The sequence below is a fragment of the Rhodanobacter sp. UC4437_H4 genome, from assembly GCF_052978425.1.
Window position 1 is genome coordinate 3,266,137 of sequence record NZ_CM129673.1, and the last position, 9,571, is coordinate 3,275,707.

At 69.2% G+C, this 9,571-nt stretch carries 11 protein-coding genes; 5 read left to right on the plus strand and 6 right to left on the minus strand.

All coding sequences use genetic code 11. The features are described 5' to 3' along the window. Positions 1–23 precede the first annotated feature (23 nt). Entirely contained in the window at positions 24–827 is an 804-nt protein-coding gene (locus ACVCL3_RS14695) for an inositol monophosphatase family protein (protein WP_447099788.1), read from the minus strand. A gap of 136 nt (positions 828–963) precedes the next feature. Here ACVCL3_RS14695 and ACVCL3_RS14700 point away from each other — a divergent pair, with 136 nt between their 5' ends. Next, on the plus strand, positions 964–1,728 hold the full coding sequence (locus ACVCL3_RS14700; protein WP_447099789.1) for an RNA methyltransferase: 765 nt from the start codon (positions 964–966) through the stop codon (positions 1,726–1,728). 96 nt (positions 1,729–1,824) lie between these two features. On the opposite strand, the gene ACVCL3_RS14705 is transcribed toward ACVCL3_RS14700, so the two are convergent. Then, a complete protein-coding gene (locus ACVCL3_RS14705) occupies positions 1,825–3,144 on the minus strand; it encodes a hemolysin family protein (protein ID WP_447099790.1) in 1,320 nt (439 codons plus the stop codon). 134 nt (positions 3,145–3,278) lie between these two features. Between ACVCL3_RS14705 and ACVCL3_RS14710 the strand changes: the two genes are divergently transcribed. Both ACVCL3_RS14710 and ACVCL3_RS14715 read left to right on the plus strand, forming a co-directional pair. Further along, entirely contained in the window at positions 3,279–3,908 is a 630-nt protein-coding gene (locus tag ACVCL3_RS14710) for a DUF47 domain-containing protein (protein WP_136259163.1), read from the plus strand. A gap of 72 nt (positions 3,909–3,980) precedes the next feature. After that, positions 3,981–5,093 carry an anion permease gene (locus ACVCL3_RS14715; RefSeq protein WP_447099791.1) on the plus strand — a complete coding sequence of 371 codons (1,113 nt, stop codon included), beginning with the start codon at positions 3,981–3,983 and terminating at the stop codon, positions 5,091–5,093. A gap of 7 nt (positions 5,094–5,100) precedes the next feature. Here the strand turns inward: ACVCL3_RS14715 and ACVCL3_RS14720 are convergent, their stop codons facing one another. Continuing rightward, a complete protein-coding gene (locus ACVCL3_RS14720; RefSeq protein ID WP_395120009.1) occupies positions 5,101–5,505 on the minus strand; it encodes a hypothetical protein in 405 nt (134 codons plus the stop codon). An 81-nt stretch (positions 5,506–5,586) separates the two neighbouring features. On the opposite strand from ACVCL3_RS14720, the gene ACVCL3_RS14725 reads away from it, so the two are divergent. Then, entirely contained in the window at positions 5,587–5,928 is a 342-nt protein-coding gene (locus ACVCL3_RS14725) for an MGMT family protein (RefSeq protein WP_395120008.1), read from the plus strand. Positions 5,929–5,937: 9 nt separating this feature from the next. Here ACVCL3_RS14725 and ACVCL3_RS14730 read toward each other — a convergent pair whose 3' ends face one another. The 3 genes from ACVCL3_RS14730 to ACVCL3_RS14740 form a co-directional block, all read right to left on the minus strand. After that, on the minus strand, positions 5,938–7,221 hold the full coding sequence (locus tag ACVCL3_RS14730) for a polyhydroxyalkanoate depolymerase (protein ID WP_395120007.1): 1,284 nt from the start codon (positions 7,219–7,221) through the stop codon (positions 5,938–5,940). Positions 7,222–7,305: 84 nt separating this feature from the next. Next, a complete protein-coding gene (locus tag ACVCL3_RS14735) occupies positions 7,306–8,055 on the minus strand; it encodes a class I SAM-dependent methyltransferase (RefSeq protein ID WP_447099792.1) in 750 nt (249 codons plus the stop codon). A 41-nt stretch (positions 8,056–8,096) separates the two neighbouring features. After that, a complete protein-coding gene (locus tag ACVCL3_RS14740) occupies positions 8,097–8,603 on the minus strand; it encodes an RDD family protein (protein WP_447098226.1) in 507 nt (168 codons plus the stop codon). Between the two features lie 32 nt (positions 8,604–8,635). Between ACVCL3_RS14740 and xerD the strand changes: the two genes are divergently transcribed. Then, positions 8,636–9,571, plus strand: coding sequence for a site-specific tyrosine recombinase XerD (gene xerD / locus ACVCL3_RS14745; protein ID WP_447098227.1), 936 nt, complete (start codon positions 8,636–8,638; stop codon positions 9,569–9,571).

Consider the following 9,571-nt stretch of genomic DNA (forward strand, 5'->3'; position numbering starts at 1 on the left):
GGGCACAGTAGCGCGCGGCTACCTCAAGCCTTGAGCAGCACCGGCGTCGCCTGTTGCCCGATGGCGTCGACCATCGCCTTGGCCACGTTGAGGTTGCCGGCGATGAGGTTGCCGCTTTCCGGGATGCCGTCGCGGCCGGCGAAGTCGCAGTAGCGGCCGCCGGCTTCGTGCACCAGCAAGACGCCCGCGGCCATGTCCCAGGGCTTCAGGCCGATCTCGAAATAGCCGTCGTAGCGACCGGCAGCGACATAGGCCAGATCCAGCGCGGCGGAGCCGGAGCGGCGGATGTCCTCGGCCTGGCCGAGGATGGCGCGGGTCATGTCCAGCTGCGGGCCGAGGTGCTCGCGCTGGCGGAACGGGAAGCCGGTGGCGATCATCGCGCCGCCCAGGTTCTCGCGTTTGCCCACGCGCATGCGGCGGTCGTTGAGGTAGGCGCCGTCGCCCTTGCTGGCAGTGTACAGCTCGTCGCGCAGCGGGTCGAATACCACCGCGTGGATCGGCACGCCCTTTTCCAGCAGCGCGATCGACACGCAGAAGTGGGGGATGCCACGCAGGTAGTTGTGGGTGCCGTCCAGCGGGTCGATCACCCAGGTCAGCGGCCCCTTGCCGGTCGCGCCGCTTTCCTCGGCGAGGATGGCGTGGTCGGGGTAGGCGCGGCGCAGTTCCTTGACGATTTCCGCCTCGGCCAGCTTGTCGACCTCGGAGACGAAATCCATCTGCTGCTTCTCGACCACGTGCAGGCCGTCGATGCGGTTCATGTAGCGCAGGATCACATTGCCTGCGGAACGCGCGGCGCGCGCCGCGATCGTGACGTGTGGTCTGGCCATGGGTATCGACTTTGGAAGAGAGCGGGGTTTGCGGCCGCCGATTCTAGCAGGCCGCCCGCCGCTGCGGGCGGAAAGCGGCCGGCGCCGGCGCTTGTCCGTTATCCTTGCGTGTTCCGCCCGCCACGCCGATCCGCGCATGCCCGACACCGCCGACCTCGCTTCCCGCCTCCGCTTCGTGCTGGTGCGTACCTCGCACCCGGGCAACATCGGCAGCGCGGCACGGGCGATCCGCACGATGGGTTTCGCGCGGATGGAGCTGGTCAGCCCGGCACATTTCCCCGACCGCGAGGCGAACGCGCTGGCGGCCGGTGCCGATGACGTGCTCGAGCATGCCGGCGTGCACGGCGAGCTGGTCGACGCGCTGGCCGGCTGCAGTTTCGCGCTGGGCCTTTCCGCGCGCCGGCGCGGCATCACCCTGCCGGAACTCGGGCCGCGCGAAGCCGCGCGACAGGCGCTGGCTGCCGCGCGGCGCGGCGAACAGGTGGCGCTGCTGTTCGGCAACGAGCGCAGCGGGCTGGCGAACGAGGAGCTGGCGCACTGCCACGCGATGGTGCGGATTCCCAGCGTGGACGATTTCAGCTCGCTCAACCTGTCGCAGGCGGTGCAGGTGATGGCGTACGAATTGCGCATGGCGGCCCTGGGCGACGAAGTGCCCGCACCACCGCCGGAGCACGACGAGCCGCTCGCCGATGCCGCCCTGATGGAACAGTTCTACCGCCATCTGGCGCAGACACTGGACGACATCGAGTTCCACAAGGGCCGCGAGCCGACCACGATCATGCTGCGCCTGCGCAAGCTGTTCCAGCGCGCCCAGCCGGACCAGCGCGAGTTGCGTGTGTTGCACGGCATCCTGGCCGATGCACAGCGCATGGCGGGACTGGCGAAACGGCACGATCCGTAGGGCGGGCAGTGCCCGCCATTTCTGGCGATGCCGTAGCGGTGCAAGGGCGGCGGGCAGTGCCCGCCCTACAGCTCGTCGGGCCGACGAACGGCGCTCCTACATCTCGTCGTCGGCCGGTTCCAGCGACGGCGCCGGGGTGACCAGCAGCTTGTCGATGCGGGCGCCGTCCAGGTCGACCACCTCGAAGCGGATGCCGCGCCAGGCGAATACCTCGCCGACCTGCGGCACGTGGCCCAACGCGGTCATCACCATGCCGGCCACGGTGCGGAAATCGTGGTCCGCCTCGCCCGGCAGTTCGCCGGTGCGCAGCAGTTCGCGCAGGTCGTCGGTGGACAGGCTGCCGTCGATCAGCCAGCTGCCGTCGGCGCGCTGCTTGATCGGGCTTTCGTCGCTGCCGCCGTGGCCGATCTGGCTGGCGCCGACCACCGCGGCCAGCAGGTCGTTGACGGTGACCACGCCCTCGATGTCGCCGTACTCGTCCACCACCAGGGCCAGCGGCGTCTCGGCGTCGCGGAACTCCTCCAGCAGGTCGAGGGCGCGCGCCGTGGCCGGCACGAACAGCGGCCGGGACAGATGGCCGAACAACTCCGGGCTGCCTTCGGCGAAGCTGTGCAGCATGCGCTTGACCTCGACCACGCCGACCACGTCGCTCTCGTCGCCGCGGTACACCGGGTAGCGCGAGTACGGCGTCTGCCGCATCACCTCGATGTTCTCCTCGCGCGATGCGGTGAGGTCCAGCCAGGCGATGCGCATGCGCGGCGTCATCACGCTGTCCACCGTGCGGTCGCCCAGGCGCAGCACGCGGTTGACCATGTTGTGTTCGTCCTCGTCGATCACGCCCGCCTCGACGCTCTCGGCAACCAGCAGGCGGATCTCCTCCTCGGTGACCACGCCGCGGCCGTGCGTATTGATGCGCAGCAGGCGCAGCAGCAGGCCGCTGGATGCGTTGAGCAGCCACACGAACGGCGAGGTGATCCGCGCCAGCACCAGCATCGGGATGGCGGCGTACGACGCCACCTTCTCCGGTGCGGCGAGCGCCAGCCGCTTGGGCACCAGTTCGCCGATCACGATCTGGATGTACGAGATCAGCGCGAAACCGAGCACGATGCCCGCGCCGCGCGCGTACGGCAGCAGCCAGGCCATGTGCTCGCCGGTCAGCACGGCGGCGATGTGGGCGCCCAGTGCATCGCCGGCAACCGCGCCGGTCACCAGCATCACCAGGGTGATGCCGACCTGCACGGTGGAGAGGAAGCGCTCCGGCGCCTCGGCGTGGCGCAGCGCGGCCGCGGCCTTGCGGCTGGTGCGGGCCATCTGCTTGAGGCGGCTGGGCCGCGACGCGACCAGGGCCATCTCCGACAGCGCGAAGAAGCCGTTGCACAGCGCAAGCACGAAGACGAGCGCGATTTCGGTCAGCATCGCGGCGAAGGTGTCGGAGGGTGCATGGGCACAGTGTAAGGGCAGCGGGGCTCGGCTTCACGCGGATATTGATGCATGGCAGCACGGGCATCCTGTAACATTTCCGTCATCCCGCTCCTTCAGGCATGGCCAGCATGTTTTCATTGCAGACGATTTTCGGCAAAGGCGACAAGTTCTACGGCCTGCTTGAACAGAGCGCCAGCGCCGCCAGCGAAAGCGCCCAGGCCCTGCACGACCTGCTGACCAAGCCGGACCAGGGCTCGGTGATGGCGCGCTTCGCGGCGACCCGCGCGCGGGAGAAGGAGCTGGCCGCGCAGATCAGCGAGGGGCTGGTCAACACCTTCGTCACCGCGCTGGATCGCGAGGACATCGAGGCGCTGAACTCCTCGCTGTACAAGATCCCCAAGACCATCGAGAAGTTCGCCGAGCGCTACGAGATCGTCTCCGCCCGCCTGGGCGGCGTGGATTTCGCGCAGCGCGCGCAGGTGCTGCTGCATTCCAGCGAGGTGGTGGCCGAAATGGTCGGCGAGCTGCGCAACGGCCTGCGCATCGATCGCGTGAAGAAGCTGCAGGATCGCCTGCAGGCGCTGGAGTCGGAGGGCGATCGCATGCTGCTGGCGCCGTACCGCACCCTGTATGTCGAAGGCAGCGACGCGATGCGCGCGATGCTGGCCAAGGATCTGTTCGAGCTGATCGAGAAGGCCATCGACAAGTGTCGCGACGTGGGCAATATCGTCTACTCGATCGTGCTGAAGAACTCCTGAGGGCCCGCTCGTGACCCTGCGCCTTTCGCCTCGTTCGGCCGCCGGCCGCCGCCTTGCCGCGGGAGTTCGCGCATGAGCGTCGTCATCGCGGTGGTGGTGATCGCGCTGGCGTTCACCTACATCAACGGCTTCCACGACACCGCCAATTCCATCGCCACGGTGGTGGCCACCAAGGTGCTCAGTCCGGGCCAGGCCGTGTTGATGGCCGCCGGCACCAACCTGGTCGGCGCCTTCCTCGGCACCGCCGTGGCCGCCACGATCGCCTCGGGCCTGATCAATGCCGGCGTGCTGGAGGTGAGCTCGCAGCTGCTGATCTGCGCGCTGCTGGCGGCGATCGTGTGGAACCTGATCACCTGGTGGCTGGGCCTGCCGTCGAGCTCCAGCCACGCCCTGATCGGCTCCCTGGTCGGCGCCGCGCTGGCCGCGTCGGGCAACAACTTCGACTCGGTGATCTGGATCCATGGCGGCTGGTTCGAAGGCAGCGGCGTCATTCCCAAGGTCATCATCCCGATGGTGGTGTCGCCGGTGGGCGGCTTCATCATCGGTTTCATCGTGATGGGTTTGCTGTACGCGCTGCTGTCGTGGTTCGCCAGCCGTCAGGGCTGGTCGCGTCGGTTCGGCCGCACGCCGTTCGTCAACGCGCTGTTCGGCAAGGCGCAGATCCTCTCGGCCGGCGCGATGGGCGTGGCGCACGGCATGAACGATGCGCAGAAGAGCATGGGCATCATCGCGCTGGCGCTGGCCGGCGCCACCGCGGCGCACGAGTTCGACCACCTGCCGTGGATACTCGGCTTCCTGCGCATCGAGGAGAACCCGGCCGGCGGCTTCGTGATCCCGGTGTGGGTGAAGGTGGTCTCGGCGCTGACCATGGCCGCGGGCACCGCCGGCGGCGGCTGGCGCATCATCAAGACGCTGGGCCACAAGATGGTCAAGCTGCATCCGATCAACGGTTTCGCCGCCGAAACCAGCGGTGCGCTGGTGATCCTCAGCGCCTCGGTGTTCGGCATCCCGGTGTCGACCACCCATATCGTGTCGTCCTCGATCATGGGCGTGGGCGCCGCCAAGCGTTTCAGCGCGATTCGCTGGTCGGTGGTAGAGCGGATGGTATGGGCGTGGATTCTGACCCTGCCGATCACCGCGCTGCTGGCCTACGGCTTCGTGCTGGCGTATCGCGCGGCGTTCTGAGGCACCGCTACAAGGCATCCTCGTCGCTGGCGATGACCTGCTCCAGGCGGTCGCCCAGCTTGCCCAGCACGCGGATCACCCGGTCCAGTTCCGCGGCGTCGAGGAATTCGTACAGGCGGTTCTCGCACAGGTGCAGGTAGGGCGAACCGTCCAGGTCGGCCACCGCCAGGAAACCGGTGCGCTGTTCCCAGTTGAAGCGCAGGCAGCGCTGCGGATCGGTGCCGGCAAGCGGACCGATCGGGGTGGACACGCGCAGGTAGCGACGGCCGGATTCGCCCTCCAGCTCGGCCAGGTAGATGCCCTGGTGGCGACCCTGGCCGAGCGCCAGGTCGAAGCTGATCAGGTAGGGATCGTTGTGGTGCAACTGGTGCGCGCCGGCCAGGTGGGAGCGCACGGCTTCGAAGTGGCGCATGGTGCCATTCCCGTGGGACAGAGCCCGAGGTTACTCTGTCGGGCCTCGCCTGCCGAGTCGGCGGGTTGTACCGGAGTGCCCATGCAAGACCGCAACGCCCGCATCTATGCCGCCATCGCCGCGATTCCGCCCGGCCGCGTGGCCAGTTATGGCGCGATCGCCGCGCGTGCGGGGCTGCCGGGGCGGGCACGGCTGGTCGGGCGGCTGCTGGGCGAGGTGCCCGAGGGCATGGAGTTGCCGTGGTTCCGCGTGCTGCGGGCCAGCGGCCACGTCGCGATGCCGCCGGGCAGCCGTGGCTTCCGCGAGCAGTGCCGCCGGCTGCGCGCCGAGGGCGTGGAGGTGGTCAATGGCCGCGTGCCGCTGTCGCGCTTCGGCCTGGATGGCGACCTCGACCACGCGCTGTGGGGCTGGCCCGGGGCCTGAGTGGCCCGATTATTTCGCGTCGCCGCGACGGCGCCCGGCCGGCCGGAACGGCTGGTCGAACTGGCGGATGAAGTCGCGTACCTGCGGGTACACGGTCTCGCGCCAGCGCCGTCCGCTGAAGATGCCGTAGTGGCCGGCGCCTTCGATCACCTTGTGTGCGCGGCGCTTCGCCGGGATGCTGCTGCACAGGTCGTGCGCGGCCTCGGTCTGGCCCAGGCCGGAGATGTCGTCCAGCTCGCCCTCGATGGTCAGCAGCGCGCTGTGCCGGATCGCGGCGGGCTCCACGCGCTCGCCGGCCACGTCCCACAGCCCGCGCGGCAGCAGCGCCTGCTGGAACACCTTCTCGATCGTGTCCAGGTAGAACCGCGCCGGCATGTCCAGCACCGCGTTGTACTCGTCGTAGAACTTGCGGTGCGCCTCGGCATCTTCCTGGTCGCCGCGCAGCAGGTCCTGGTAGAAGTCCCAGTGCGAACTCATGTGCCGGCCGGGATTCATCGCGATGAAGCCGGCGTGCTGCAGGAAGCCCGGGTAGACCTCCCGCCCGCGCCCCGGATAGTTCGGCGGTACGGTGTGGATCACGTTGCCCCTGAACCACGCCAGCGGCTGCCGGGTGGCCAGGTTGTCGACGCTGGTGGGGCTGCGCCGCGGGTCGATCGGACCGCCCATCATGGTCAGGCTGCGTGGGGTGGCTTCGCCGCGCGCGGCCATCAGCGATACCGCCGCCAGCACCGGCACGGTGGGCTGGCACACGGAAATGACATGCAGCGATTCGGCGCCGATGTGGCGGATGAAATCCTCCACGTAGGCGACGTAGTCGTCCAGGCTGAAGGTGCCCTCGGCGGCCGGCACCATGCGCGCGTCGACCCAGTCGGTGATGTACACCTTGTGGTCGCGCAGCAGGGTGCGCACGGTATCGCGCAGCAGGCTGGCGTGGTGGCCGGACAGTGGCGCCACCACCAGCACCACCGGATCCTTCTTCATCTTCTCGATGGTGGCCGGATCATCGCTGAAGCGCTTGAAGCGCTTGAGCTGGCAGAAAGATTTGGCCAGCGCCACCCGTTCGATCACCGCGATTTCCTGCCCGTGCGCCTCGGCGGCATGGATGCCGAACGCGGGCTTCTCGTAATCCTTGCCCAGCCGGTAGACCAGCTCGTTGGCGGCGGACAGCCGCTGCACGCCGGGCCAGGCGGCGAACGGGTTGCCGCGGGCACTGAGCATGCGGGCGTTGGCCTCGGCGAAGTAGCTCAGCGGACCGAGCAGCGAGCGCTGCCATTCATGGATTTGATAGAGCATCGGATGGGGTGGCCGTTGGTCGTAAACCGTTGCATCTTAGCGGGAATGACCGGCTGGTGTTGCAATGCGGCAGAGAGCTGGGTCTCAACCTGCGCGGCGGCAGCGCAGCAGGATTTCGTCCACGCCGTCGGTATTGCCCAGTCCCTCGCGCCAGCGCAGCGGCTGCTGGAAATGCAGGCCCAGCGGCATGAACACGCGGTTGTACCACCACATCGCGCGTTCGCGCTGGTGGTCGAGGAACCACTCGGCCATGGCCAGCAACCGCGGCGAATTCGGCTGCATGCCGTAAACCGCGCTGTGTTCCAGCACGAAGCCGTGTTCGGCCAGCAGGGCGAGGATCTGCGCCGGCTCGTAGCGGCGACAGTGGCCCACGCAGTCGTCGAACGCGGTCCATGCCTGCGGGTGCAGCGGCACCGACATCAGCACGCGCGCGCCGGGAGCCGCCACGCGGGCCAGTTCCGCCAGCGCGCCGTGGTCGTCGGCGACGTGTTCGAGGATGTCCAGCGCGCAGACCAGGTCGAAACTGGCGTCGCGCCAGGGCAGCGCGCCGATCAGGCCATGCACCGCGGTGGCCCCGCTGGCCTGCAGCCGCCGTACTGCGGCATGGCTCAAGTCGACGAAGCAGGTGCCGCGCAGCGGCAGCCGCGGGCGCAGTCCGGGCGCCACTTCGAGCCGGCGCGGTGCTTCGTCCGCCAACGCCTGCAGCAAGGGCCAGGTATTGAAGCGCGAGGGTTCGACCAGGTTCGCCCGCGTCCACAACGGCTCGTAGAAGCCACGGTTGCGGCGGATCGACTCGTCGTTGCTGCGAAGCTCGGCGGCGGGCGGGGAGGGCATCGGCGGATTGAACCGCGTCGGCGCTGTGCAATACGTGAAGCTCAGCCCGTTTGCCGCAACTCGGTGCCCGCGACGATATCGTGCAGCGCGCGGCGGCGCGGGTCGAACAAGGCCACCGCAAACCACGCACCCCAGGCCGCCAGCAGCAGCCACAAGGTGGCGCGCAGGCCCAGCACGGGCGCCAGCATCAGCAGCAGCATCGGCGCGGCAGCGACCAGCAGACGCAGCACCGCCTGCTGCAAGGTCGGCGCGGCGCCGTCGCGAGCGGTCACGCGGATGTGCCACGGCCGCATGCCCACGGTCTGGCCGCCGCGCAGCCACGAGCCGATGAAGTACGCCGACACCACCAGCCCCTGCAGCGGCCGGTACCACGCCGGCACCTGCGCGTGATCGGCGCCCTGCACCAGTTGCCCGCCGGTGGCCAGCTGGCTGAGCAGGCCAACCACCATCACGATCGCCACCACGATCAGCAGGTCGTAGACCAGTGCGAGCAGGCGCCGCCACAGCGGACAGGGCATGGCGGAGGGCGTGTCGGAACGGGCGGGCATCGGCATCGGATCGCTTGCGTGGAGCGCGCGCGATGGTCAGCATCGTGCGCATGGACAAGGAAGAAAACCCCGCCAGTATCGCCGAAGCCGATCGCCGCGGCATCGCGCTGTTCATCGAGCGGGTGTGGTCGGAGGACGGCCTGGCCGAGCGCACGCTCGAAGCGTACCGGCGCGATCTGGAAGCGCTGGCGCGCTGGCTGGCGTCGCGCGGACGCAGCCTGCGCACGGCCACGCGCGAGGACATCTCCGCCTACCACGGCACCCAGGCGGCGGCCGTCCGCTCGATCGCGCGACGGCAGTCGGCGTTTCGCCGCTACTACGCCTGCGTGGCCCGCGACGAGCCGGATTTCGTCGACCCCACCTTGCTGATCGAGCGGCCGAAAATGCCACGCAGCCTGCCCAAGGCGCTGGCCGAACGCGAGATCGAGGGCCTGCTCGGCGCGCCCGACACCGGCACCATGCTGGGCCTGCGCGACCGCGCCATGCTGGAGCTGATGTACGCCTCCGGCCTGCGCGTGTCCGAGCTGGTGGAACTGCCGCTGGCGGCGCTGAACACCCGCCAAGGCGTGTTGCGGATCACCGGCAAGGGCGGCAAGGACCGGCTGGTGCCGGTGGGCGAGGAAGCGCTGGCGCGCATCGGCGATTACCTCGCCGACGCCCGGCCGGCGCTGGCCCGCGGCCGGCAGCCCGCGGCGCTGTTCCTGAGCAACCGCGGCGAGGGCATGAGCCGGCAGATGTTCTGGACCCTGGTCAAGCGCTACGCGCAGCAGGTCGGCATCCACGCCAAACGCATTTCTCCGCATGTGCTGCGCCATTCCTTCGCCACCCACCTGCTCAACCACGGCGCCGACCTGCGCGCGCTGCAGATGCTGCTCGGCCACAGCTCGCTCAGCACCACCCAGATCTACACGCTGGTGGCGAAGGAGGGGCTGAAACGGCTGCACGCGCAGCATCATCCGCGCGGTTGA